The 24,017-nt window shown below is 74.9% G+C and carries 20 protein-coding genes and 1 pseudogene; 9 read left to right on the plus strand and 12 right to left on the minus strand.

Annotation, left to right across the window (positions count from 1 at the left end):
• Window positions 1–7 precede the first annotated feature (7 nt).
• The 3 genes from FHX40_RS07410 to FHX40_RS07420 all read right to left on the minus strand — a co-directional run bounded on the left by FHX40_RS07410 (window position 8) and on the right by FHX40_RS07420 (window position 3,681).
• Window positions 8–1,681: a hypothetical protein gene (locus tag FHX40_RS07410; protein WP_142258926.1), complete on the minus strand. Its 1,674-nt coding sequence runs from the start codon at window positions 1,679–1,681 to the stop codon at window positions 8–10.
• A 120-nt stretch (window positions 1,682–1,801) separates the two neighbouring features.
• Window positions 1,802–2,767 (minus strand): carbohydrate kinase family protein, encoded by a 966-nt coding sequence (locus FHX40_RS07415; RefSeq protein ID WP_170198749.1) that lies wholly within the window; start codon window positions 2,765–2,767, stop codon window positions 1,802–1,804.
• The gene (locus tag FHX40_RS07420) at window positions 2,749–3,681 is read right to left on the minus strand and encodes a pseudouridine-5'-phosphate glycosidase (RefSeq protein WP_142258927.1); all 933 of its coding nucleotides are present in this window, start codon (window positions 3,679–3,681) and stop codon (window positions 2,749–2,751) included. Before FHX40_RS07420 ends, FHX40_RS07415 begins: the two co-directional genes overlap by 19 nt.
• 210 nt (window positions 3,682–3,891) lie before the next feature.
• Between FHX40_RS07420 and FHX40_RS07425 the strand changes: the two genes are divergently transcribed.
• The 4 genes from FHX40_RS07425 to FHX40_RS07440 all read left to right on the plus strand — a co-directional run bounded on the left by FHX40_RS07425 (window position 3,892) and on the right by FHX40_RS07440 (window position 7,076).
• A complete protein-coding gene (locus FHX40_RS07425; RefSeq protein ID WP_142258928.1) occupies window positions 3,892–5,439 on the plus strand; it encodes a phytoene desaturase family protein in 1,548 nt (515 codons plus the stop codon).
• A gap of 162 nt (window positions 5,440–5,601) precedes the next feature.
• The gene (locus FHX40_RS07430) at window positions 5,602–5,808 is read left to right on the plus strand and encodes a hypothetical protein (RefSeq protein ID WP_142258929.1); all 207 of its coding nucleotides are present in this window, start codon (window positions 5,602–5,604) and stop codon (window positions 5,806–5,808) included.
• Window positions 5,809–5,885: 77 nt separating this feature from the next.
• The gene (locus FHX40_RS07435) at window positions 5,886–6,737 is read left to right on the plus strand and encodes a helix-turn-helix domain-containing protein (protein WP_142258930.1); all 852 of its coding nucleotides are present in this window, start codon (window positions 5,886–5,888) and stop codon (window positions 6,735–6,737) included.
• Window positions 6,738–6,809: 72 nt separating this feature from the next.
• Entirely contained in the window at window positions 6,810–7,076 is a 267-nt protein-coding gene (locus tag FHX40_RS07440) for a hypothetical protein (RefSeq protein WP_142258931.1), read from the plus strand.
• Between the two features lie 34 nt (window positions 7,077–7,110).
• Here FHX40_RS07440 and FHX40_RS07445 read toward each other — a convergent pair whose 3' ends face one another.
• Complete coding sequence (locus FHX40_RS07445) at window positions 7,111–7,869, minus strand: ABC transporter permease subunit (RefSeq protein WP_142258932.1); 759 nt, start codon at window positions 7,867–7,869, stop codon at window positions 7,111–7,113.
• A gap of 53 nt (window positions 7,870–7,922) precedes the next feature.
• Window positions 7,923–8,570, minus strand: a pseudogene (locus FHX40_RS07450) (ABC transporter ATP-binding protein); the annotation flags it as partial.
• A gap of 228 nt (window positions 8,571–8,798) precedes the next feature.
• Between FHX40_RS07450 and FHX40_RS07455 the strand changes: the two are divergent.
• Window positions 8,799–10,100, plus strand: coding sequence for a sensor histidine kinase (locus tag FHX40_RS07455; RefSeq protein ID WP_142258934.1), 1,302 nt, complete (start codon window positions 8,799–8,801; stop codon window positions 10,098–10,100).
• Window positions 10,097–10,789 (plus strand): response regulator, encoded by a 693-nt coding sequence (locus tag FHX40_RS07460; RefSeq protein ID WP_142258935.1) that lies wholly within the window; start codon window positions 10,097–10,099, stop codon window positions 10,787–10,789. Before FHX40_RS07455 ends, FHX40_RS07460 begins: the two co-directional genes overlap by 4 nt.
• 6 nt (window positions 10,790–10,795) lie before the next feature.
• Here FHX40_RS07460 and FHX40_RS07465 read toward each other — a convergent pair whose 3' ends face one another.
• The 5 genes from FHX40_RS07465 to FHX40_RS07485 form a co-directional block, all read right to left on the minus strand.
• Window positions 10,796–11,551, minus strand: coding sequence for an enoyl-CoA hydratase-related protein (locus tag FHX40_RS07465; RefSeq protein ID WP_142258936.1), 756 nt, complete (start codon window positions 11,549–11,551; stop codon window positions 10,796–10,798).
• A 171-nt stretch (window positions 11,552–11,722) separates the two neighbouring features.
• Window positions 11,723–13,348: a serine/threonine-protein kinase gene (locus FHX40_RS07470; protein ID WP_229788687.1), complete on the minus strand. Its 1,626-nt coding sequence runs from the start codon at window positions 13,346–13,348 to the stop codon at window positions 11,723–11,725.
• A 257-nt stretch (window positions 13,349–13,605) separates the two neighbouring features.
• The gene (locus FHX40_RS07475; RefSeq protein ID WP_142258938.1) at window positions 13,606–14,055 is read right to left on the minus strand and encodes a hypothetical protein; all 450 of its coding nucleotides are present in this window, start codon (window positions 14,053–14,055) and stop codon (window positions 13,606–13,608) included.
• 35 nt (window positions 14,056–14,090) lie between these two features.
• Window positions 14,091–14,978: an RNA polymerase sigma factor gene (locus FHX40_RS07480; protein ID WP_211350189.1), complete on the minus strand. Its 888-nt coding sequence runs from the start codon at window positions 14,976–14,978 to the stop codon at window positions 14,091–14,093.
• Window positions 14,979–15,193: 215 nt separating this feature from the next.
• A complete protein-coding gene (locus FHX40_RS07485; RefSeq protein ID WP_142258939.1) occupies window positions 15,194–16,585 on the minus strand; it encodes a S8 family peptidase in 1,392 nt (463 codons plus the stop codon).
• Between the two features lie 136 nt (window positions 16,586–16,721).
• Between FHX40_RS07485 and FHX40_RS07490 the strand changes: the two genes are divergently transcribed.
• The 3 genes from FHX40_RS07490 to FHX40_RS07500 all read left to right on the plus strand — a co-directional run bounded on the left by FHX40_RS07490 (window position 16,722) and on the right by FHX40_RS07500 (window position 22,644).
• On the plus strand, window positions 16,722–19,346 hold the full coding sequence (locus tag FHX40_RS07490) for a CHAT domain-containing protein (RefSeq protein WP_211350190.1): 2,625 nt from the start codon (window positions 16,722–16,724) through the stop codon (window positions 19,344–19,346).
• Between the two features lie 572 nt (window positions 19,347–19,918).
• Window positions 19,919–21,580: an aa3-type cytochrome oxidase subunit I gene (gene ctaD, locus FHX40_RS07495; protein WP_229788690.1), complete on the plus strand. Its 1,662-nt coding sequence runs from the start codon at window positions 19,919–19,921 to the stop codon at window positions 21,578–21,580.
• Window positions 21,581–21,645: 65 nt separating this feature from the next.
• Window positions 21,646–22,644, plus strand: a complete 999-nt coding sequence (locus tag FHX40_RS07500; protein WP_170198750.1) for a diacylglycerol/lipid kinase family protein — start codon at window positions 21,646–21,648, stop codon at window positions 22,642–22,644.
• A 14-nt stretch (window positions 22,645–22,658) separates the two neighbouring features.
• Here FHX40_RS07500 and FHX40_RS07505 read toward each other — a convergent pair whose 3' ends face one another.
• Entirely contained in the window at window positions 22,659–23,120 is a 462-nt protein-coding gene (locus FHX40_RS07505) for an HIT family protein (RefSeq protein ID WP_142258942.1), read from the minus strand.
• 32 nt (window positions 23,121–23,152) lie between these two features.
• A complete protein-coding gene (locus tag FHX40_RS25015) occupies window positions 23,153–23,614 on the minus strand; it encodes a hypothetical protein (protein ID WP_170198751.1) in 462 nt (153 codons plus the stop codon).
• Window positions 23,615–24,017 lie beyond the last annotated feature (403 nt).

Below are 24,017 nucleotides of genomic sequence, written 5' to 3' on the forward strand. Positions count from 1 at the left end.
TACCGGGTCAGCCGCCGACCGCGGAGGCGAGCTGGGCGTCGAGGCGGTAGCCGTTGATCGTGATGTAGACCGCGTCGCCGGGCCGCGCGCCGATGCGCATGAGCACCGGCTGGAGCGAGTCGAACACCGGCTGGTCCCGCCAGACGAGCACGACCGCGTTGTCGCCGGGGCCGGTCACCGACAGCAGCGTGCCCGGGCGCATGCCGAGCTGGGCGGCGTACGCCTCCGGCACCGGCACCGGGGCGCCGCGCAGGTGCTCGGCGGTGATCTCGATGCGCTGCCAGCGGCGCGGGTCCGAGGCCGGGCTCGGCACCGGCGGCGGGGGCGGCGGCGTGTGCGGCCCCCGCGGGTACGGCTGGCCGGAGAGCGCCTGCAGCGCGGCGAGCGCGGTCTGCGGGTCGACCTGGTTGCCGACTTGCGGCACCGGGTGGCCACCGCGGGCGGCGCGGCCGTTCGCCCCCGGGGTACGGCGCGGCAGCGCGGGCAGGCTGCCGGTGGAGGTGGTGGAGTGCTTCGCCTCGTGCGCGCCCGCCCCGGGCCGCGTGCCGGGCTCCTTGGGCAGCGCCTCCAGCCACGCCTTCGCCGAGTGCGAGCGGATGCCGATCTTGCCGAGCAGCTCGACCACGTCGGTCTCGTCCGGGTGGGCGGCGAGGAGCTGCCGGGTCTTCTCCTGCAGGCTGCCGAGGTCGCCCACGACGAGCCAGCCGTCCTGCAGCCGGCGGTCCGGCATGAGCGCGACGAGCACCCGCCACAGCGGCGTGTTGAGCGAGGGCACGAGCACCGGGTGCGAGGGGTCCATGCTGATGAGCTGCTCCTGGGTGGCCGCCGCGCCGAGCCACTCGGACAGGCCGAACAGGTGGCCGGTGAGCGGGGCCGAGTCGGGGGAGCGCATCCACATGAGCACCCGCTCCTCGGCGCTGCGCTGCGCGTGGGAGAGCACCTCGCGGTCCACGCCCAGCCGGTAGGCGAGCGCGCGCAGGCTGATCGGCTCGGCGGCGAACAGGCGCTCGGCCGCGATCGCCTTCTCCAGCGGCGACCAGTCCCGCAGCAGCGTCTCGACGAGCGCGACCATGGGGTACTCGGAGGTGATCTTCGCCGGGTCCGGCGTGATCACCGGCGGCTCCTCGGGCGCCTTGGCGGGCTGGGTCTCCGGCAGCGTGTCGGCGGGGACCGGGGCGGCGAGCGCGGGCACCGGCGGGGCGCTCGGCTGCGCGGCGGGCGCGGGCGGCGCGAGCGTCGCGGTCCCGCCGCCCTCCACGGGCAGCCGCTTGAAGAACTCGCGGAACGCCGCCGCCATCACGACCTCGGGCGCCGCCGGTCCGCTCGGCGCCTGCAGGTCGGCGGGGGTGAGCCGGCGCAGCCGGGACCAGCCGCCGAAGCCCCCGGCCGCGCTGCGGGCCGGCTCGGGCCAGTCGGGCAGGTTCGGGTCCGGGCTGTGCGTCTGCAGCGCCGGAAGCAGCTCGACGATCGGCATGTGGCCCCACAGGGCGACGGCGAGCCGGGCGAGCCGGTCGCAGATCCAGTCCGCGCCGGTGACGGAGAGCGCGCGGCCGATCGCGACGGAGCCCCACCAGCCCCCCGGCAGCCGGGGATCGGCCAGCACCTCGGCGACCTGCTGCGGCCGGGTCCAGCGCAGCGCCGGAACCAGATCACTTAAACAGGTCGATGACTGGGCATCCATCGGCTGACCGCAACCTCCCCGGTTTCCACGATGAAACGTGGAGTTATTCGTGGTGCTCGTGGTGCGTGCTAATGGTGCAGCTTACGCCGGAACGGACTTAGGTGTGTCAAGTGGGAGAAATTACTGCGTTCCACTGGCGGTTCCATTTCCGCTCCGATCCCGGACACCAGGGCGTCCGCCCACCTGCCGTACGGCCTGCGCGCCCGCCCGGCACCCGGACGCGACCGCCTCCACCGTGCCGCTCCCGGCGAGCAGGGCGGTGAGGAAGCCCGCCGCGAACGCGTCACCGGCGCCGGTCGAGTCGACCACCTCCGTCGGTACGGCGGGCACGTGGGCCACCACCCGCCCGCCCTCGGCGAGCAGCGCGCCCCGCGCCCCCAGCTTCACCACCGCAGTACGGTACCGCCCGCTCAGCCGCGCGGCGGCCGATTCCGGATTCCCGTCCGGCCCGAGCCCGCCGAGCAGCAGCGCCTCGTCGAGGTTGGGGATCACCACGTCCACCCCGGCGGTCTCGGCGAGGAACCGCTCCGGCCCGAAGTCGCGGAGGAAGTGGGCCGAGGCCGGGTCCACGCTCACCGTCACGCCGCGCCGGGCCGCCGCGGCGAGCGCGAGCCGTACCAGCTCCAGCCCGGGCGGCGCGAACAGCGTGTAGCCGGACACGTGCAGGTGCCGCACCCCGTCGAGCAGCCCGTCCTCCCAGTCGGCGGCGCACAGCCGCCCGCTCGCGCCCCGGTTGGTGAGCATGGAACGTTCCCCGGTGGCGTCCACCATCGCGATCACCACCGCGGTGGGGTGCTCGGGGTCGACGCGCACGTGCGGGCGCACCCCGGCGCGGCGCAGCTCGGCGGTGTGCCAGTCGCCGGTGTCGCGGCCCACCCGGGTGAGCAGCCGGACGTCGGCGCCGAGGTACGCGGCCCACGCGGCGGTGTTCGCGCCGGAGCCGCCGGGGCGCAGCGCGATGTCCGCGGGGGTGTCCGTGCCGGTCCCCGGCCCGCCGCCCGCGGCGCACGGCCGGGGCACCCGCAGCGTGACGACGTCGGTGACCACGTCGCCGATGACGAGCAGGCTCACCCGCCGCTCCAGCACGCGGCGATCTCCGCGGCGAGCCGGACATTGCCGCGGACCGCGGCGAGGTTCGCCTCCAGGGACCGCCCCTCGGTGCCGCGCACCAGGTAGTCGAGGAGGAACGGGGTGATCGCCTGGCCGGTGACGCCGGCGTCGCGGGCCGCGGCGAGCGCCTCGGCGAGCACGCGGTCGTGCAGGGCGGGGTCGAGCTGCTCGTGCTCCGGTACCGGGTTCGCCACCACCACCGCGCCGCCGGGCACGCCGAGCCGCTCCCGCTCGCGCAGGATGCGCGCGGCCTCGGCCGGGGTCTCGATGCGCCAGTCCACCCGCTCGCCCGAGGAGTGCAGGTAGAAGCCGGGGAACTCGTCGGTGCGGTAGCCGACCACGGTGATGCCCCGGGTCTCCATGCGCTGCAGCGTCGCGGGCACGTCGAGGATCGACTTCACCCCCGCGCACACCACGATGATCGAGGTACGGCTCAGCGCGTCGAGGTCGGCCGACTCGTCCTGGGTCTCCAGCCACTCGCGGTGCACGCCGCCGAGCCCGCCGGTGGCGAACACCCGCACCCCGGCCCGCGCGGCGAGGAACGCGGTCGCCGACACCGTGGTGGCGCCGCTCGCCCCGAGCGCCGCGGCCGGGGCGAGGTCGCGCAGCCCGAGCTTGCGCAGGCCCGGCTCGGACGCGACGCGCTCCAGGTCCCGCTTGTCCAGGCCGACCCGGGCGACGCCGTCGAGCACCGCGATCGTCGCGGGCACCGCGCCGCCCTGCCGTACCAGGTCCTCCAGCTCCTGGGCCACCTCGAGGTTGCGCGGCCGCGGCAGGCCGTGCGAGATGATCGTCGACTCCAGCGCGACCACCGGGCGGCCGTTCGCCAGCGCCTCGGCGACCTCCTCAGACAGGCGGATGGCCTCCCGGCCGTCCTCACGCTCACGCATGCCCTCGCTCGTCCCCCTGCCACGGTCCGGGAATGGATGTCCGATGTGTACCGATAATGCCGCAACGCCGCGTGTCGCAGTGTCGCGTCACCGATGGGCACTCTATGCGCCATTGCGGCGTGATGTCCTCGTGACATCTCGCCAACAAAATCGCGCGCACAGGACCATTTTCGCACTGGTTATCTGATTCATCCCTGTTCTGGAGAGAACATGCGCTATGACGTGGTCGTGGCCGGGGGCGGCCACAACGGGCTCACCGCCGCGGCGTACCTCGCCCAGGCCGGGCGCAGCGTGCTCGTGCTCGAGCGGCAGGACCACGTGGGCGGCCTCGCGGTCTCGGCGCGGCCGTTCCCGGGCGTGGACGCGCGGCTGTCGCGGTACGCCTACCTGGTGAGCCTGCTGCCCGCGCGGATCGTGCGGGAGCTGGGGCTGCCGCTGGAGCTGCGCCGCCGCCGCTTCGCCTCCTACACGCCCTCCGGCGCGACCGGGCTGCTCGTCGACAACGACGACGAGGAGCGCACCGCCGAGTCGTTCGCCGCGGTGACCGGCGGGCGGGCCGACTACGACGCCTGGCGGCGGTTCTATGGCATGATCGGCGAGGTGGCCCGGCGGCTCGCCCCGACGCTGCTGGAGCCGCTGCCCACCCGCGAGGAGGCGCGGCGCATCGTCGGCGACGAGACCGCGTGGCGGGCGCTGTTCGAGCGGCCGATCGGCGAGACCGTGGCCGAGACGTTCGGCTCCGACCTGGTGCGCGGCGTGGTGCTCACCGACGCGCTCATCGGCACCTTCGCCGACCCGGACCGCGACCTGCTCGCCAACCGCTGCTTCCTCTACCACGTGATCGGCGACGGCACCGGGCTGTGGAACGTCCCGGTGGGCGGCATGGGCGCGGTGTCGCAGGCGCTCGCCGACGCCGCGGTACGGCACGGCGCCGAGATCCGGACCGGGGCCGAGGTGCTCGCCGTCGACCCCGCCACCGGGGAGGTGACCTTCCGCGACGCCGCCGGGGAGCACACGGTCACCGGCGGGCACGTGCTCGCCGCGCTGCCGCCCGCGGTGCTCGCCCGGCTCACCGGCGCCGACCCCGGGCCGGCCCCGGAGGGCGCCCAGCTCAAGATCAACATCCTGCTCGCCCGCCTGCCCCGGCTGAAGGACCCCAAGGTGAGCCCGGCCGAGGCGTTCAGCGGCACCTTCCACATCAACGAGGGCCGCGATCAGCTCGCCGCCGCGTACGCGCAGGCCGCCGCCGGGCGCATCCCCGAGCTGCCGCCCGCGGAGGTGTACTGCCACACGCTCACCGACCCGTCGATCCTCGGGCCGGAGCTGCGCGAGCGGGGCGCGCACACGATGACGCTGTTCGGGCTGCACATGCCCGCCCGGCTGTTCCGCGACGACCCGGAGGGCGCGCGCGAGGCGGCGCTGCGGGCCACGCTCGCCTCGATCGACTCGGTGCTCGCCGAGCCCATCGAGGACTGCCTGCTGCGCGGCCCGGACGGCGAGCCGTGCCTGGAGGTGAAGACACCGGTCGACCTGGAGAACGAGGCGGGCCTGCCCGGCGGGCACATCTTCCACCGGCACCTCGCCTGGCCGTACGCGGAGCCGGACGACGCGGCCGACGGGGCGGACCCGGCCGCGGTGCGGTGGGGCGTGGCGACCGCGTGGCCGCGGATCCTGCTGTGCGGCGCGGGCGCGCGGCGCGGCGGCGGGGTGAGCGGCATCCCGGGCCGGAACGCGGCGATGGCCCTGCTCAACGGCTGACCGGAACCACCGGGGAGGGGCCCGGGAGACGCCGGAGAATCGTGCACGAGGTGTTCACCGGCGGTTAAGAGAATGATCAAGAACAACTGGTGACATTCAGGCACTTTTCTCCGATGATTCCAGTACTATTGCGCGCAATTGCAACGGACGAGAGGGGTCGTCATGCGGTTGCGTTTCCTGGGCTCCACCTCCGAGGCCGGCGCCTGCCCCTCGCTCTACGAGACCGATCGGGGAACGATCGTCGTCCAGGGCATGCAGGTGGTGGACCCCGACGCGCTCGCCGACCTGCGGGACGTGCTCGACGGCGAGACCGCCGTCGAGGTGCCGCGGGAGCTGCTGGTGGACATCGCACGCAAGGTCCTCGGCTGATCACCTTTTGGGGAGTTCCCTATGGTGAGTACCGCAGGCAGGCGATTACGCTGCCAAGCGGTTCCGGGGAGGTGGGCGTGAGCGGCTTTCAGCAGGCCCGCATCGAGCTGGGTGCGCGGTTGCGCCAGCTGCGGGAGGACGCGCAGCTGTCCGGCAAACAGCTCGCCGCGCGGCTGGGCTGGCAGCCCTCCAAGGTGTCCCGCATCGAGAACGCCCGGCAGACCGCGAGCGAGAGCGATGTGCTGGCGTGGGGGCGGGCGGTCGGCGCCGCCCCCGACGTCATGGAGGAGCTCCTGGCGGTCATGACCGCCATGGACGAGCAGTACAACTCGTGGCGGCAGCGGCACCGGGGCGGCCTCACCGCGAGCCAGGAGAACTTCCGCGACCTGGAGCTCAACACCCGGCTGTTCCGCGTCTTCGAGCCGGGCATCGTCATCGGCCTGCTGCAGACCTCCGAGTACGCCCGGCACATCTTCACCAAGGTGCGCCGCATGTACGGCGGGGCCGACGAGATCGACTCGGCGATCCGGGTGCGCATGCAGCGCCAGGAGGTGCTCTACGACCGCAACCGGACATTCCACTTCATCATGCCGGAGGCGGTGCTGCACTACCGGCTCGCCCCGCCCGAGGTGATGCGCGGCCAGCTCGACCGGCTGCTCGCGGTCACCTCGCTGCCGAACGTCGAGTTCGGCGTGCTGCCGTTCGAGGCGCTGCTGCCCTCCGCGCCGCTCAACGGGTACTGGATCTACGACTCGCGCATGGTCGTCGCGGCGACGCGGACCAAGGAGCTGATCCTCAAGAGCCCCGACGACGTCGACTTCTACGTCAAGAACTTCGAGGAGTACCGCGAGGTCGCGGCGTACGGCGACGACGCGCGTGCGATCATCATCCGCGCCATCGACCAGTACGCCAAACAATCCACCGCATAAATCGGGCAATTGCTTGCCGAAAACCTTTGCCCCGTGCAATCCTTTGCCCCGGAGCGGCTAGCGGAGGTCAGCATGACGCTGGACATCATGTCCTGCCTTGAGCGCTTCGCCCAGGCCACGCGGAACCACATTGACCTGTCCGTCCGGGTGAAGTACGCGACGCCCGCCTACGTGCACGTCCGCAACCGGTTCAGCGAGCGGCTCACCGAGGACGTGACGTGCAACGGCAACGGCGAGTTCGTCACCTCGTGGGGGTACCGGCTGGGCTCGGTGGACGACATCGAGGGGGCGGCCGCCCGGCTCGCCTACCTGCTCGCCGCCCTGCCCGCCACCCGGTAGCGCCGCCCGGGGCTCGCGCGTCAGGCTCCGCTCGTCAGATGTCGTCCCGCCGCAGCACCAGGTAGCCGCCCGCGAGCGCGGCCGCCGTCCACAGCACGAGCAGGCCGACGCCCTCCCAGGCGCCGTAGGCGCGGGCGAACCGCGGATCGTCCGGCGGCGTCAGGTGCATGATCACCCAGGCGACCTGGTCCGGCAGGTACTGCAGCACCGGCTTGAGCGCCGGCACGTTGGCGATCCCCTGCGAGCCGAGGAAGAACATCGGCAGCATGATCCCGAGCGACCGCACCGTGCTGCGCAGCATCGTGGCCACGCCGAGCGCGAACGGGCACATCAGCGTCAGGAACAGGAACGCACCGGCCATCGCCTCCGGCACCCCCTCCGCTCCCACGCCCACCCCGGCCGGGCCGAGCGCGCGCTGGGCGGCGAAGAACGCGGCCGGCACGGTGACCAGGGCGACCGCCGCCGCGGTGAGCGTGGCGGCGAGCGCCTTGCCCGCGTAGAACACGCCGCGCCGGGGCGTCGCGAGCAGCGAGGGCGCGATCGTGCCCGTGCCGTACTCGCCGCCGATGGTGAGCACCGCGAACACCACCACGCCGAGCTGGGCGAGGGTGAGGCCGTAGAACGCGGGGAACAGCGGATCGAACGCCGGATCGTCCGCCGCGTCGCGCATCGTGTTGCCCGCCAGGCAGGCGAGCCCGACGCCGGCCACGACGACCGGCAGCAGCGCCCCCGCCGTCGACCGCAGGCTGCGGATCTTGACCCACTCCGCCCGCGCGGCCGCGACCACGCTCATCCGCGCCTCCCCTCGGTGAGCCGGAAGAACGCGTCCTCCAGCGAGCCGGCGGTGGCGGTGAGCTCGGCCACCGTGGTGTCGGCGAGCAGCCGCCCGCCCTCGATCACGATGACGCGGTCGGCGGTCTGCGCCACCTCGCCCATCAGATGGCTGGACACGAACACGGTGCGGCCCTGCGCCGCGTGGTCCCGCAGCAGGCCGCGCAACCACCGGATGCCGTCCGGGTCGAGGCCGTTCATCGGCTCGTCGAGCACGAGCACCTCCGGGTCGCCGAGCAGCGCCGCGGCGAGGCCGAGCCGCTGCGCCATGCCGAGCGAGAACCCGCCGGCGCGGCGTCCGGCCACGTGCTCCAGCCCGGTCATGCCGAGCACCTCGTGCACCCGCGCCTTGGGGATGCGGTTGCTCCGCGCCAGCCACAGCAGGTGGTGGTAGGCGGTGCGGTCCGGGTGTGCCGCCCGCGCCTCGAGCAGCGCGCCGACCCGCCGCAGCGGGTCCGTGAGCTCCCGGTACGGCCGGCCGCCGACGAGCGCCGTCCCCCGGGTCGGCCGGGTGAGCCCGAGGATCATGCGCATCGTGGTGCTCTTGCCGGCGCCGTTCCGGCCCAGGAAGCCGGTGACCGTGCCGGGCCGTACCGTGAACGAGATCCCGTCGACGGCGACGGTGCTCCCGTAGCGTTTCGCAAGGTCACGTACCTCGATCATGCGGAGCAGCGTAGGAACCGCGATCGTCCGGTGCAGTCCGCTTTCGTCGCCGTCGGCCGCGACGAAAGTGGACGACCGTCCCGTCCGGCGTGCGCCGTGCCGGGCCGGCCGTACGGCGGGGCGGCGGCCGCCGAGGGCGCGGCCCTGGGCGGCGGGGGAGCGGTCCGAGATCGCCCGGTTCGGCCGGATGCGCGTTCGGCCCGGGCCCGGCCACGTACGCTGCTGAGCATGGGCCGACATCTCCTCGCCGGTCTCGTGGTGGTGGCCGAGCTCGGGCTGCTGCTCGTGGTGAACCGGGGCGATTCGCCCCTGTGGGTGGCCGCGGCCTATCCGGTGGCGGTGATCGCCCTCATGGTGTGGCAGCGGCGCGCGCCGATCGGCGCGTACGCGGCCGCGCAAGGGCTCGGCGTGCTCACCGGCGTGGGCCTCGTCCTGCTCCTGTGGGTCTCCTACCGGGCCGGCCGCGCCCTCGGCTCCCCGCGTCAGGCCGTGGCCGTCGCCGCCGCCACGGTCGCCGCGTTCGCGGTACGGCTGCCCGGCGGGCATCCGGTCAGCCTGGCCGCGGTCCACCTCGTGTTCGTGGTGCTGCCGCTGCTCGTCGGCCGGTACGTCGCCCAGCACGAGCGGCTGGTGGCGGCCCTGGAGGCGAGCAACCGGCGGCTGCGCCGCGAGCGGGAGCTGCTCGCCGAGCGGGCACGGCTGCGGGAACGGCTGCGCATCGCCCGGGACATGCACGACTCCCTCGGCCACCGGCTCGGCCTCGTCGCGATCCAGGCCGCCGCCCTGGAGGTGGCGCCGCTGCCGCCGGAGCAGGCGACCGCGGTACGGCGGCTCGCCGCCGCGGCCCGGGACGCCGTGGACGAGCTGCACGAGGTGGTCGGCGCGCTGCGCGCCGCGGACGAGGAGCCGGTCGGCCGGGGCGTCGCGGACATCCCCGGGCTGGTCGGCGAGTTCCGCGCGGCGGGCGTGCCGGTCACCCTGCGCCGCGCGGGCGCGGAACGGCCGCTGCCCCCGGCGGCGGACGCGGCCGCCTACCGGGTGGTGGAGGAGGGGCTGACCAACGCGGCGCGGCACGCGCCCGGGCGGCCGGTCACCGTCACCCTCGAGTGGGAGGCGGACGCCCTGCTCGTCGGCGTCGTCAACCCGCTGGCCGCCGCGCCCGCCGAGGCGGGCGGGCCGCGGCACGGGTACGGCCTGCGCGGGCTGCGCGAGCGGGTCGGTGCGCTCGGCGGCCTGCTCGACCACCGCCGGTCCGGCGAGGAGTTCCGGCTGTTCGCCATGCTGCCGCTCGCGGCCGCCGCCGAGGCGCCGGTCCCGCCGCCGGTGCGGTCCGACGGCCTGCCCGAGGCCGCGGCGGACGGCTCCGCCGGATTCGGCCACGTCCCCGCGTCGGCAGGCGCCGAGGCGGCCGTGCCGTACCGGACCGGCGGGGTGCGGCACCAGGTCCCGGCGCGGCTGGTCGGCGCGGCGATCGCCACGCTGCTGTTCGTGGTGCTGCCCGGCGCCATGGTGCTGGGGGTCCCCGGATGATCCGGGTGCTGGTCGCCGAGGACGAGCCGCTGATGACGGCGGGAATCCGCGCCGTGCTCGAGTCCGCCCCCGGCATCGAGGTCGTGGCGGAGGCCGCCGACGGGCGGGCCGCGGTGGACGCGGCGCTCCGCCACCGGGTGGACGTCGCGCTCCTCGACATCCGGATGCCGGGCATGGACGGCCTCGCCGCGCTCGCCGAGCTGCGCCGCCGCGTCCCCGCGGTGCGGGTGGTCATCCTCACCTCGTTCGGCGACGAGCCGAACGTGCACCGCGCGCTCGCCGCGGGCGCGTCCGGCTTCGTGCTGAAGAACTGCGCCCCCGACGAGCTGGTCCGCGCGGTCCGCGCGGCGCACGACGGCGACGCCTACCTGTCGCCGCCGGTGACCCGCACCGTGCTCGGCATGATCGCCCCGGCGGAGAGCGCGCGCCGCCGCGACGCGGCCGGACGGCTCGCCGCGCTCGCCCCCGCCGAGCACCGGGTGGCCGTGCTCCTCGCCGAGGGGCTCTCCAACGCCGCGATCGCCCGGCGGCTGGGGATGAGCGAGGCGAGCGTCAAGACGTACGTCAGCCGGGTGCTCGCCAAGCTCGGCTGCGACAACCGGGTGCAGGCGGCGCTGCTGGTCCGCGACGCCGCCGGGACGCCGCCGGTGGCCGCGGACGACGGCCGCGCCGCGGGCGGCGGGCGGTGACCGGCGTCAGTACCAGGCCGGGTCGCGCTTCTCACGGAACGCGCGGATGCCCTCCTGGCCCTCGGGCGAGGTGAACCGCTCGGCGGACAGCCTGCTCATCTCGCGCAGGCCCTCGGCGAAGGAGAGCGTGGGCACGGTCCGCACCAGGCGCTTGGTGATCGCGAGCGCCTCGGGGCCGCCGCGGCGCAGCATGTCGGCGTAGTGCGCCACGGTGGCGTCGAGCTCGCCGGCGGGCACCGCCCGGGTGAGCAGGCCGATCTCGACGGCGCGGCGGGCGTCGAACACCTCGCCGGTGAGGAAGTACTCGGCCGCGGCCCGCGGGTCGAGGCGGCGCAGCGCGGTCACCGCGATCATGGCCGGGACCACGCCGAGCCGTACCTCGCTGAACGCGAACGTGGTGGTGTCGGGGGCGATCGCGAAGTCGCACGCGGTCACCAGGCCGAGCCCGCCCGCGCGGGCCGTGCCGTTCAACCGGCAGATCACCGGCTTGGGGCTCTCCCAGATCGTGGTGATCACGCGGGGCAGCGCCTCGGTGACGGGGGCGCCGTCCGCCGTCTGCTCCTTCAGGTCGGCGCCGGAGCAGAAGACCGGCCCGGCGCCGGTCAGCACGATCACGCGGACCCCGGGCGCGGCGACGGCCCGGTCGAGGGCGGCGGACAGCTCGGCGAGCAGCGCCCTGGAGAGGGCGTTGCGGTTGTGCGGCGAGTCGAGGGTGATCGTCGCGACCGCGTCCCGCTCCGACACGTGCACCAGTGGGCTCATCGAACGCTCGCCTCCCTCTCCGCGGATCGTCGGCCCCGGCCGGCACGGCGCGAGGGCCGCGGGCGGGCCGCCGCCCGCGCCGCCCGCCGGGCGCGGGGCCGTGCGCCCGGCGCCGTCACCGTACCCCGGCGCGGGGAGCCGATCACGCGGCCGCGTGCGCCGGGCCCGGCGTCAGTCGCAGGCGCCCCAGCTGCTCTGCCAGCTCTTGGTGCCGTAGGTGCCGCCCCACATGACGCACTTCTGCTTCGCCGGCAGGCGCACCGGCCCGGCGTAGGCGGTGTACGTGCCGCTGTCGACGCCGTACGCCCCGCCCTTGACGGTGAGCTCGGCCTTCATGAACACCTTGGCGGGGATCACGAGCTCGCCCATCGTCACCACGCACTTCGTGCCCTGCGCGGGGTTGTGGAGCAGGTACGTGGTGCCGCCGTTGCCGTACGCGTGCTGGGCTACCAGCCGGAACCCGCTGCCGCACACGCCCACCGGGTTGTACGGGTTCGGCGTCGAGCCCGGCGGATAGCTCTTGGTCGGCGTCGGGCTCGGCTTCGGCTTCGGCGAGCTCGGCTTCGGCGTGGGCGTGGGCGTGGGGCGCTTGCGCCGCCGCGTCGGCGACTCGGAGGGCTCGACGGCCCGGCTCCGCCGCGGGCTGGGCCGCACCGTCAGGGTGACCGTGGGCACGGGCTGCGTCGGCAGCGCCTGCGGGGCGGGCGTACGGCGGCGCCTGCGCGGCGTCGGCGACACCTCCTCCCGCGCCGGTACCGCGGTCGCCGGCTCGGCCGACGGCGTCGGCGACTGCTGCTGCGTCGCCTGGGCGGCGGCGGGCGTGTGCGCGGGCGAGAACGGCTCCTGGTTGCGGGTCTGCACCACCGCCACGGTCCCGGCGGCGAGCACGACGGCGCCGACGCCCACCGCGATGCCCACGGTCATGCCGCCGCGCCGCGGCGCGGGCACCTGCGGCTGCTTGGGCGGCGGCGGGGCGACCGGGGGCGGCGGCGCGGGCTGCCCGGTGAGCGCGGTGACGAGCTGCTCGGCCGTGGGCCGCTGCGCCGGGTCCTTCGCCAGGCAGGCGGCGACCAGGTCGCGCAGCGGCGGCTCCATGAGCGTGAGGTCCGGCTCCTCGTAGAGGATCCGGTGCATCACGGTGGGGATGGAGTCGTCGCCGAAGGCGGGCCGCGCGGTCGCGGCGTACACCATCGTGACGCCCCAGGAGAACACGTCCGACGCGGGCGTGGCCGGCTGCCCGGCGAGGATCTCCGGCGCGAGGTACGACGGGGTCCCCATCGCCGTGCCCGTGCGCGTGGCCCCCGGAACGTCGAGCGCACGGGCGATGCCGAAGTCGATCACGACCGGGCCCTCGGGCCCGATGAGCACGTTCGCCGGCTTGAAGTCGCGGTGCAGCACGCCCGCCCGGTGGATCGCGGCGAGCGCGGTGGCCGTGCTGATCGCCAGACGGTCGAGCGCCGCCCCGCGCCGCGGCCCCTCGCGCTCGACGAGCGTGCGCAGCGACGGCCCCGCGATGTACTCGCTCACCACGTACGGCCGGCTGCCCTCCACGTCGGCGTGGAGCACTGCGGCGGTGCAGAACCGGGCCACGCGCTGGGCGACCGCAACCTCGCGCAGGAACCGCTCCCGTGCCTGCGGATCCGCGGCGAGGCCGGGATGGAGCAATTTGATGGCGACCTGTTCCCCGGCCGGGCTGCGGCCCAAATAGACGATGCCCTGCGCGCCCTCGCCCAGGCGCCCGAGCAGCTCATACACCCCCAGGCTGCGCGGGTCGTCCGCCGTGAGCGGCTGCGTCACCACGTTCCCCCTGAAATCACCGGCAAAATTCCTACTTGCGGCAGAACGCTACCAGTGGGATGGCCGGTGTCTGTGGGACGTTCTTAACTTGAGACCTGCCATTCGGTCGAATGACACCGTTTGACCGCAGGTTTCGCCGCATATCAGTCCGAATCCGGACATATCGCGCAACACCGCATCTGAACGGTTCGCGCCATGGCCCGGGCCGTGGCGCGCCGCGTACCCCGGACCGCCGCGCCGCGCGGGCCGTTCCCCCGCTAGATCGCGACCCAGTCGGTGACCACGGTCTGCTCCGCCGTGCTGCAGCGCAGCCCGAGCGGCCCGGCGGGCAGACCCTCGCAGCTGAACCGGCCGAGCTCGTCGGCCTGGACGTGGAGGCGCCGGTCCGGGCGACGCACCTCGATCCCGGCGGGGCGGGGAGGCGTGATCCGCCCGGTGAGCCGCCGCGCGTCCCCGCACTCGGTGATCTCGACCTCGACGGTGACGGTCGCCGACTCGAAGGTGAGCAGCCGGGGTGCGCCCGGGCCGCGCACCAGGGCGGCCTGCTCGGGGGCGTGGGAGTCGAAGGTCAGCTCGGCGGGCTCCGCGTCGACGGTGTGCCAGGCGTAGGCGGACACCGCCTGGCGGAGCAGGTGCTCGGGGACCGGATCGAGCATGCCCGCGGCGCGGCGCAGCTCCTCCTCCAGCCCGGACCTGTCATCCGGCATTCGGACCCTCCCCCCGTGTGCTCTCGTTCGCACTCCTAGCGTGCCCGGCGTCGCCGGTGCCTCGGCGGCTCGCCGGCCATCGCCCGGCGCAGGCAGTCGAGACAGCGGGCGCGTGTCGGCCCGATGCTGCCCACCGGCATGCCGAGCGCCTCGGAGATCTCCTGGTAGCTCGGCGGCGGCGTCGCCATGAGCAGGCGGAGCAGCCGCCGGCACCGGTCGGACAGCGTCTCGAACGCCTCCCCGAGCCGGCGGAGCCGGTCGGCCTCGGCGGCGGCCCGCTCCGACTCCAGCATCGCCTGCTCGGGGGAATGGTGGTTCACCCACGGGGACACCGTGTCCACGTCGTCGACCGGCGTCACCCGCCGGCTCCACCTGAGGGCGCGCAGCGCCTCGTGCCGTGCCGTGCTCGCCAGCCACGAGCCGACCCGTTCCGGATCCTTGATCTTCTGCAGGTTCGCGGTCAACCGGAACCAGGTGATCTGCCAGACGTCCTCGACGTCGGACTCGGAGAGGCGGTGCGCCCGGATCACCGACCACACCAGCGGCGAGAACCGCTCGACGAGCGCCTCCCACGCCGCGGCGTCGCCGCGGGCGGCGGCGTTGACCAGCGCGCTGACGGCGCCGCCCCGCGGTCCGCAGGATTCGTCACCGTCGACGGCACCGTCGATCACACCGTCGACCGGCTCCTCGGCCGCGTCGTCGATCGCCTCGTCCGGGTCGGCGCGCGGGCCGTCACGCACGGCGTCGTGCGGGCCCGCGGCCGCCGCGCCGACGGCGCCGTCACCGGCGGAGCCGCCGCCGGCCCCGCCGAAGCACGCCTCGATGGTCCCATCGATGGCACGGCCGTCCGGGCCGCCGATCGTGCCGCCCACCTGGTCGCGACACGGGTCACTGATCGGGCCGCTGACTGAATCGCTGTCCACAACCGGATGTCCTCGAAGGGCGCGGGATGCTCATCGTACGGCCCGACGCACGCCGCCCGCAGCCGGATGAACGTTACGGCAGGGTCTTACCCGGACCATCGCCGCGGAACGCCACGGCGAAGGCCGGAGTCACGGCGGCGGACCCCGGCGGGAGTGGCCGGGAACGCCACCCGGGGCAGGCCTGTCGGGCGACGTCCCGTGCGGCACGCCACCGGCTACGGCAGCACGCGGAGCGGCAGGCCGTCCGAGGAGTCCGTGACCTCTCGCAGCGAGGCCACCAGCCGCGCCGCGGCGGCCCGGGCGTCCCGTACCCCGGTCTCGCGGTGGATCTCGGCGGCCAGCGCGGCGATCCGCCCGGCGACGATCGGCGTCGCGAACGACGTGCCGCTCCACGCGGCCATGCCGGAGAACTTCTCCTGGTCGGCAGGGTTCGCCCCGGACAGCGACCCGGAGCGGGCCGGCGAGACGCAGGTGCAGTCCGGATAGCGGGCCGGCGACGCGTACCGGCAGGTCGCGGTCGACGAGTGCAGGTACTCGTACACCCCGTCGAGGTAGGCGTTGACCAGCCGCTCCCCGGGCGCGTACACGGTCACCCAGTCCCCGTGGTTGCTGAAGCAGGCCCGGCCGACCCCGTGCGCCGGGTCGCGCAGCGCGCCCACCGCGACCACGCCCGGCACCGGCGCGGACCGCCCGCCGACCGTCCCGGCGTAGGCGGCCGGCCAGAACGGCACGTCCTCACCGTGGTTGCCCGCGGCGGCGACGAGCACGGTCCCGGACCCCGCGGCGAGCCGCTCGATGAACGGCTCCAGGCCGAGCGGCGGGCGGCCGTCCCACGTCTTCGCGCCCGCGGAGAGGCTGATCACGTCGGGCCACGGCCCGTCCTGCGGCAGCGCGTCGAGCAGCACCGCGCCCAGTCGGTCCTCGAGGATCGCGCCCGCGCTGGCGAACGCGTTCGACACCTGCACGGTCGCGCCCGGGGCGACGCAGCGCAGCACGCCGGCGACGAACGTGCCGTGCCCCGTGTAGTGGAGGATGCGCCCGCCGGTGACCGGGTTGTCGTGGCCGCCGACGGCGGTGACGCCGGACAGCCACGGGTGCCGGGCGAGGTAGTCGGGGTCCTCGGCCTCGCGGGCGAGGCCGGTGTCGATCACGAGCACCGAGACGCCCGCACCGGCCGAGCCCTCGGCGGGCGCCGGGACCGGCGCGGCGTCCGCGGGCACCGGGGCGGGCTCGTCACCCGGGCAGAGGTTGACCCCGGTGATGAACATGAGGTGGTTGGGCGCGACCATGGCCCGGTTCGGCCCCATGCGCGCGTCGATGCGCGCCATCACCTCCGGCACCGGGTCGGAGATGCGCACCTTGGTCACGCCCGGAACCGGGCTGCCGACCACCTCGGCGCCGGGGACGAGGGAGTTCACGTCCGCGACGGCCCGGTCGCGCACGAGCAGGTGGCCGCGCTCGTAGACGTACTCGGGCACGCGGCCGGAGCCGGGCTCCACCCCCGGCGGGCCGACCTCGACGTCGATGCCGGCCTCCCGCACGAGCCGCAGCTGCTCCCAGAACCGGGCGGCGCCCGGATCGTCGCCTTCGGGGGGCAGTGTCGTCATTAGATTGGCCTTCCGTGATGGTTGTGCTTCGCTTGCTTAGAGTCACCGGAGAGGCCGTTGATACGCGCGATACCGAATCGGCATGCCGGTGACCGAACGTGGACAACCCGGCACGCGGCGTCTACCGTCTCTCCCCGTGCCCGAGGACCTGCTGGACATGGTCTTCGCCCGCCCGAAGGAGGCGGTCGCCGCGGCCGGAGCGTGGCTCGCGACCTCGCCGCCCCCCTATAGGGCGTCGATCGCCCACCAGGTGCTCGGCATCTACCACCGCGACTTCGGGGACTCGGCCGAGGCGTTCCGGCACCTGAAGCTCGCGCTGCGGTACGCCCGCCGGTCGCGGTCGGTGGACCGGGAGGCCGACGTGCTCGCCACGCTCGGCGTCGCCCACGTGAAGGCGGGCCGTACCCGGCTGGGGCTGCGCCTGCTCGACGAGGCGGCCGCCAAGGCGAGCGGGAAGACCGCCGCGCACGTGCTGTTCCGGCGCGGCGGGGCGCTCCGGATCCTCGGCCGGCACGGGGAGGCGCTCGCCGACCTGCGTGCCGCCGTGCCGATCCTGCGCGCCGCCGGCGACACGATCTGGACGGCCCGGGCGCTCACCCTGCGCGCGCTGATCGGCCTCGCGCTCGGCGCGATGCGGCAGGCCGACGCCGACTTCCGCGCGGCCGAGGAGCTGTGGGCCACCACCGACCAGGAGCACGACATCGCGGTCGCGGTGCAGAACCGCGGGCTCGCCGCCTACCGGTTCGGCGACCTGCCCGCGGCGCTCGGCCACCTGGACGAGGCGGCCCGGCGCTTCGCCGCGCTCGGCACCCCCATGCCGGACCTCAGCCTCTACCGGTGCGGGGTGCTGCTCGCCGCGGGGCTCGCCCGCGACGCGCTCGCCGAGGCCGACGAGGCGATCGCCCGCCTCGAGGGGCGCGTCGGGCAGGCCACCCACCGGGCCGAGCTGCTGCTCATCGCCGCCCGGGCCGCGCTCGCCGCCGACGACCCGGGCACCGCGATCGTGCGGGCGGGCCAGGCCGCCCGGCTGTTCGCCCGGCAGAAACGCGACTGGTGGCGGGCACACGCCCGGCTCGTGCTGCTCCAGGCCCGGTTCGCGGCCGGGATGGTCTCCGGCAGGCTCGTCGCCGACGCGGCCGCGGTCGCGGAACGGCTCGCCGCGATGCGGTCGCCCGAGTCGGTGCGCGCCCACCTGCTCGCCGGCCGTACCGCGCTCGCGCTGGGCCGCCGGGCCCGGGCCGAGCGGCACCTCGCCGAGGCGGCCCGCGGGCGGCTGCGCGGCCCGGCGATGGCGCGCGCCGAGGGCTGGCTCGCCGAGGCGCTGCGGGCGCACGCCGCCGGGGACGCCCGGCGCGTGCTGCACGCCTGCCGCCGCGGCCTCGACCTGCTCGACGAGCACCGGCTCACCCTCGGCGCGGCCGAGCCGCGCGCGCTCGCCGCCGCCCAGGGGGCCGAGCTCGCCGCGCTCGCCCAGCGGGTCTGCCTGGAGACCGGGCGGCCGTCCCGGGACCTGCTCGCGTGGAGCGAGCGCTGGCGGGCCACCGCGCTCGCCGTACCCCCGGTCTCGCCGCCCGAGGACCAGGAGCTGCGCAGCGAGCTCACCGCGTTCCGGGAGATCACCGGCCGGCTGGAGGAGGCCCGGTCCTCCGGCGCGCCGGTGGCCGCGCTCGCCCGGGAGCAGCGGCGGCTGGAGCGCGCGATCCGCGCCCGCACCCTGCGCGTGCCCGGGGCCAAGGGCGTCGGCACCCGCCGCTTCGACGTCGGCGAGCTGCTCGGCGCGCTGGGCCCGCACACCCTGGTGGAGATCGTCAGCGTGGCCGGGCGGCTGCACGTGCTGGTGTGCGCCGCGGGCCGGGTGCAGCGGTTCGCCGCGGGCACGCTCGCCGACGCGGTCACCGAGGTCGAGCACGCCCGCTCGCTGCTGCACCGGTTCGCCTTCGGCGGGCGGGCCGACCACCGCATGGCGGTCCTGGAGGCGACCGCGGCCCGCCTGGAGGAGATCCTGCTCGGCCCGGCCGCCCGCCTGCTCGGCGACGGCCCGATCGTGATCGTCCCGCCCGGACGGCTGCACGGCGTGCCCTGGACGCTGCTGCCCGCGCTGCGCGACGCCGCGGTGAGCGTCTGCCCGTCCGCCACGTCCTGGCTCGCCGCCCGTGCCGCCGCCCCGCCGCCGCACCGGGACGTCGTGCTCGTCGCGGGCCCCGGGCTGCGCACCGAGGCCGCCGAGCTGCCCGGCCTCGCCGACCTGTACGCGGTGCGCGGCCCCACCGCCACCGACCCGGGGATCCGGGCCCGGGTGCTGCGGGACGACGGCGCGCGGGCGGGCCGGGTGCTCGAGGCGATCGACGGGGCCTGGCTCGCGCACATCGCCGCGCACGGCGAGTTCCGCGCGGACAGCCCGCTGTTCTCCTCGCTGCGCATGGCCGACGGCCCGCTCACCGTGCACGACTTCGAGCGGCTGCGCCGCGCGCCGTACCGGATCGTCCTGCCGAGCTGCGACTCGGGCAGGCTCGCCCCGGTGGGCGCGGACGAGCTGCTCGGGCTCGCCGCGGCGCTGTTCCCGCTCGGCACCGCGGGGCTCGCCGCCTGCCTGGTCCCGGTGAACGACGAGGCGGTGGTGCCGCTCATGCTCGCCCTGCACGAGCGGCTGCTCGCCGGCGTGACGCTCGCCGAGGCGATGCGCGACGCACGGCACGCCGTGGCCGGTGACCCGCTGCACCGGGCCACCGGCTGGGCGTTCACCGTGATGGGCGCGGTCTGACGGCCGCCGAGGGCCGCCGCGCCCGGCGTGGGTGAGGACCACTTCTCCTTCGCGTGGCGTGCCGGGCGGGGCGCGAGACCGTCATCTGGCCCCCTCCTGCCACCCAGACGACGGACCCGCGCCCCGCGGGTTCGCGGACCACCCCTCCGGCGCCCCGCACCGGCCCCCGCGGGCGGAATCCGGCGCCGGGGAAGTGCGCCGGCCCTCCGCCCGCCGGGTGCGCGCCCACCCCGTGCGGTTCCGTCGGAGGCCCCCGCGGCGACTTCGGCGGAACCGGTTCCGGCGGCGGGCCGGACGCCGGGCCACCGCCGCGCGTCGCGTGCGGCGGCGGGTGCGGTGCCCACGTGCATTGCCGGGGGTGTGGATTCCGGTCACGTGGGCACCGCGCGAGGGTGTGCCGGGGCGGCGCGGCCGGCCGACCGCCTCTTCGTCCGGCGCGCACCGCCCCGGCGGCACCCCGCCCAGGTGATCCGTTCATACAGAGCAGCCAGGTGGCCTCCTGATACATGCGATCCGCCGGTTTGCCCCCCACCTGCGGGGGAACGGCGCGGAGGTATGCGAGGAGGTGCGTCGTGACCACCGTCGAGCGCCCGCCGGGCCGGGTCGAGGTGCGGGGGCGACGCCGCCCGGGGGCGGTCCTCGCCCACTGGCTGTCGTCCACCGACCACAAGGTGATCGGCCACCTGTACCTCATCACCTCGTTCGGGTTCTTCCTGATCGCCGGGGTGATGGCCCTGGTGGTGCGGGCGGAGCTGGCGCAGCCGGGCCTGCAGTTCGTCAACGCCGAGCAGTACAACCAGATGTTCACCATGCACGGCACGCTGATGCTGCTGCTGTTCGCCACCCCGCTGTTCGCCGGGTTCGCCAACGCGATCATGCCGCTGCAGATCGGCGCGCCGGACGTGGCGTTCCCGCGGCTCAACATGGCGAGCTACTGGCTGTTCCTGTTCGGCGGGCTGATCACGCTGTCCGGGTTCCTAACCGGGGACGGGGCCGCGTCCTTCGGCTGGACCGGCTACACCACCCTGTCGCTCGCGACGTTCTCCCCGGGGGTGGGCGGCGACCTGTGGATCATGGGGCTGGTGCTCGCCGGCATCGGCACGATCCTCGGCTCGGTGAACTTCATCACCACGATCATCCGCATGCGGGCGCCCGGCATGACCATGTTCCGCATGCCGATCTTCACCTGGAACGTGCTGCTCACCAGCATCATGGTGCTGATGGCGTTCCCGGTGCTCGCCGCCGCGCTGCTCGCCCTCGAGGCCGACCGCAGGCTCGGCACCCACATCTACGACCCGGCGAACGGCGGGCCGATCCTCTACCAGCACCTGTTCTGGTTCTTCGGCCACCCCGAGGTGTACGTGGTGGCGCTGCCGTTCTTCGGCATCGTCACCGAGGTGATCCCGGTGTTCAGCCGCAAGCCGCTCTTCGGGTACACCGGGCTCGTCGGCGCGACGATCGCGATCTCCGCGCTGTCGATGACGGTGTGGGCCCACCACATGTTCCCCACCGGCCAGGTGCTGCTGCCGTTCTTCTCCCTGCTCAGCTTCCTGATCGCGGTACCGACCGGGGTGAAGTTCTTCAACTGGGTCGGCACGATGTGGCGCGGCCACATCACCTTCGAGACCCCGATGCTGTTCGCGATCGGGTTCCTCGTCACGTTCCTTTTCGGCGGGCTCACCGGCGTGCTCCTCGCCTCGCCGCCGATCGACTTCCACGTGCACGACAGCTACTTCGTGGTGGCGCACTTCCACTACGTGCTGTTCGGCACCGTGGTGTTCGCGATGTTCGCCGGCTTCTACTTCTGGTGGCCCAAGCTCACCGGCAGGATGCTCGGCGAACGGCTCGGCAAGGTGCACTTCTGGATGCTGTTCGCCGGGTTCCACCTCACGTTCTTCGTCCAGCACCTGCTCGGGGCGGCCGGGATGCCCCGCCGGTACGCCGACTACTCCCCGGCCGACGGGTTCACCGCGTTCAACCTCGTCTCCTCGGCCGGGGCGTTCCTGCTCGGCCTGTCCACGCTGCCGTTCCTCTACAACATCTGGCACACCGCCCGCCACGGGCGGCGGGTGACCGTGGCCGACCCGTGGGGGTTCGGCAACTCGCTGGAGTGGATCACCTCCTGCCCGCCGCCGCGGCACAATTTCACCCGCCTGCCGCTCATCCGCTCCGAGCGGCCCGCCTTCGACCTGCGCTGGGGCCTGCCCGACCGGGTGAATCGATCATCACCCTGACCGCCCGGCCCCTCCGCCGCCTACGATGACCGTACGGACACCGGTCCGCGGCCAGCGGAACCACGATGAGCCGGCACAAGGAGCACCGTGTCCGCGGGATCGTCGAGGAGGCAGGGCGGGCGAGGGTGAGCGGATTACGGAGCAAGGAGGAGCACACGGCGGCGATCCGCAAGGACAGGCGGGTCGCGCTCGTCGTGAACACCCACTCCCGGCGCGGGCGGCGCAAGTACCTGGCGGTGATGCGGCTGCTGCACGCCGAGGGCTTCCGGCCGCTCGGCGCGTACGCGGTGATGGACCCGCGGCGGCTGCCCGACACGATCGAGACCGCGCTCGCGCTCAACCCCGACCTGCTCATCGTCGGCGGGGGCGACGGCACGCTCAGCGAGGCGGTCAAGCACGTGCCCGGCACCGACGCCGCGCTCGGCGTGCTCCCGCTCGGCACCACGAACAACTTCGCCCGCAGCCTCGGGCTGCCGCTCGACCTGGCCCGGGCGATCCGGGTGTTCCGGGTGGGCAAGGTGGCCGACGTCGACCTCGGCATGGCCGGGGACCGGCCGTTCGCCAACCTCACCAGCTTCGGCGTCTCGGTCGAGGTCGCGGCGACGGTGCGGCCGTGGCTGAAGCGGGTGCTCGGCCGCGCCGCCTACCCGCTCACCGCGCTCACCATCCTCCCGCACCACCGGCCGTTCCGCGCCGTGATCACCGTGGACGGCCGCCGCCACGAGCTGCTCACCCACCAGCTCAACATCGCCAACGGCCGGTTCCACGGCGGCTGGCAGATCGCCCGCGACATCAGCATCGACAACCACACCCTCGCCGCGTACCAGCTCGGCTCGGGCAAGCGGCTGCGGCTGCTGGTGGAGACGCTGATCCGGGCCACCACGGGCCGGTGGCAGAGCCTGGCGGGCGGGCCGTTCGTCACCGGCCGGGAGATGCTCGTGGAGATCGACCCGCCGCTGCTCGCGGACGTGGACGGCGAGGTCCGCCAGATCACCCCGCTGCTGCTGCGCAGCATCCGCAACGGCCTGCGGGTCATGGTGCCGCCCGACTTCGTCGACACCTGATCCGCCCGGTCCGGTCAGCACGCGGCCGGGGGAGCGGCCGCCTCCTCGGCTCCCGGCGCGAGGGCGGCGCGGATGCGCGCGGCATAGGACTCGGCCTCGGCCGCGTCCTGGTAGCGGGTGCGGGGCCAGAAGAAGCCGCGCAGGCCGTCCTTGCGGTTGCGCGGCACGATGTGCACGTGCAGGTGGGGCACGCTCTGGCTGATCCGGTTGTTCATCGCCACGAACGTGCCGCCCGCCGCGAGGCCGCGCTCGACCGCGCCCGCCACCGCCCGCACCCGCTGGAAGAACGGCCCGACCAGCTCGACCGGGAGATCGGTGAGGGTCTCGACGTGCGCGCGGGGCACCAGCAGCACGTGTCCCTTGAACACCGGGCGGGCGTCGAGGAAGCCCACGGCCACCTCGTCGCCGAAGACCGTCCACCCGGGGCGGTCGCCCCTGACGATCGCGCAGAAGGTGCACTGCTCCTGATCGGCCACCCGACGACCCTACCGGCGCCCCCCGCGGCGGATCACCGTCCGGCGCCTGCGGCGTGCCGCCCTCGCCCCGCCCGCCGCATCCGGCGCAGCACGAGGACGAGCACGGCCAGGCCCGCGAGCAGCGTGGCCGGGCCGGTACGCCGGCCGTGACCGGCCGCCTGCGGCTCGGCGGGTTTCCCGGGTTCGCCCGCCGTACCGGGGGTGGGGGCGGGCGCGGCAGGCACGGCCTCATCGGGGGCGGGGCCGCGGGTCTCGGCGGTGCGCGACTCGGGGGCGGTTTCGGTCTCCTCCTCGTCGTCCTCGGGGATCAGCTCCCTGCCGGTGTACCGCTCCTGGGCGATCTCGAAGCCCCAGAAGCGGAGCGGCGCGATGTTCCGGGAGTACCCCGGATGGTGGAGCGGCTCGGTCACGGGACTGCGGTGGACACCGATCTCGCCCGCCCGCAAGCGGAACTTGACGGGGTCCTCCGGGGAAATCGGTTCGTTCTCGGTCATCTCCGGGCCTCCCACGGGCGCCGCGCGGGAACCCTGCACCGCCGCGCGGTCGTCGGCAGAGCCCGACTACCCCGCAGGTGCCTCGCCAATCGCCCGTCGCGGACGGCCGGTTCCGGGCGTACGGCCGGCGGACGAGGCCGTTGGACGGACCGCACACGGCGGACCCGGATACGGCGAGGTGCCCGTCCCGGCACGGTTCGGGCGGGCGGCCGGGACCTGGGGCACCGACCGGACGGGGCGGCGCGGGTGGGCCCATTGCACTCCGGCCGTCGTTGCGGGTCATTCCGGACCCGGAAACCGGCGTCCCGGTGTTCATTTCGCGGCCTACGCGCGGCTGTTCGCCCTGCAGGCGTCCGGCTACCGCGACGGGATTCCGGGTGCGTGAGGCACGGCCGCGGTACGG

The organism is Thermopolyspora flexuosa (assembly GCF_006716785.1).
GTDB classification, from domain to species: domain Bacteria; phylum Actinomycetota; class Actinomycetes; order Streptosporangiales; family Streptosporangiaceae; genus Thermopolyspora; species Thermopolyspora flexuosa.

Bases quoted from the DNA above. Each gene is read 5' to 3' on its own strand.
- FHX40_RS07455 (WP_142258934.1), top strand. From the start codon at position 8,799: ATGGGCCGACATCTCCTCGCCGGTCTCGTGGTGGTGGCCGAGCTCGGG.
- FHX40_RS07485 (WP_142258939.1), bottom strand. From the start codon at position 16,585: ATGACGACACTGCCCCCCGAAGGCGACGATCCGGGCGCCGCCCGGTTC.
- FHX40_RS07430 (WP_142258929.1), top strand. From the start codon at position 5,602: ATGCGGTTGCGTTTCCTGGGCTCCACCTCCGAGGCCGGCGCCTGCCCC.
- FHX40_RS07500 (WP_170198750.1), top strand. From the start codon at position 21,646: ATGAGCCGGCACAAGGAGCACCGTGTCCGCGGGATCGTCGAGGAGGCA.
- FHX40_RS07440 (WP_142258931.1), top strand. From the start codon at position 6,810: ATGACGCTGGACATCATGTCCTGCCTTGAGCGCTTCGCCCAGGCCACG.
- FHX40_RS07420 (WP_142258927.1), bottom strand. From the start codon at position 3,681: ATGCGTGAGCGTGAGGACGGCCGGGAGGCCATCCGCCTGTCTGAGGAG.
- FHX40_RS07445 (WP_142258932.1), bottom strand. From the start codon at position 7,869: ATGAGCGTGGTCGCGGCCGCGCGGGCGGAGTGGGTCAAGATCCGCAGC.
- FHX40_RS07475 (WP_142258938.1), bottom strand. From the start codon at position 14,055: ATGCCGGATGACAGGTCCGGGCTGGAGGAGGAGCTGCGCCGCGCCGCG.
- FHX40_RS07460 (WP_142258935.1), top strand. From the start codon at position 10,097: ATGATCCGGGTGCTGGTCGCCGAGGACGAGCCGCTGATGACGGCGGGA.
- FHX40_RS07410 (WP_142258926.1), bottom strand. From the start codon at position 1,681: ATGGATGCCCAGTCATCGACCTGTTTAAGTGATCTGGTTCCGGCGCTG.
- FHX40_RS25015 (WP_170198751.1), bottom strand. From the start codon at position 23,614: ATGACCGAGAACGAACCGATTTCCCCGGAGGACCCCGTCAAGTTCCGC.
- FHX40_RS07465 (WP_142258936.1), bottom strand. From the start codon at position 11,551: ATGAGCCCACTGGTGCACGTGTCGGAGCGGGACGCGGTCGCGACGATC.
- FHX40_RS07425 (WP_142258928.1), top strand. From the start codon at position 3,892: ATGCGCTATGACGTGGTCGTGGCCGGGGGCGGCCACAACGGGCTCACC.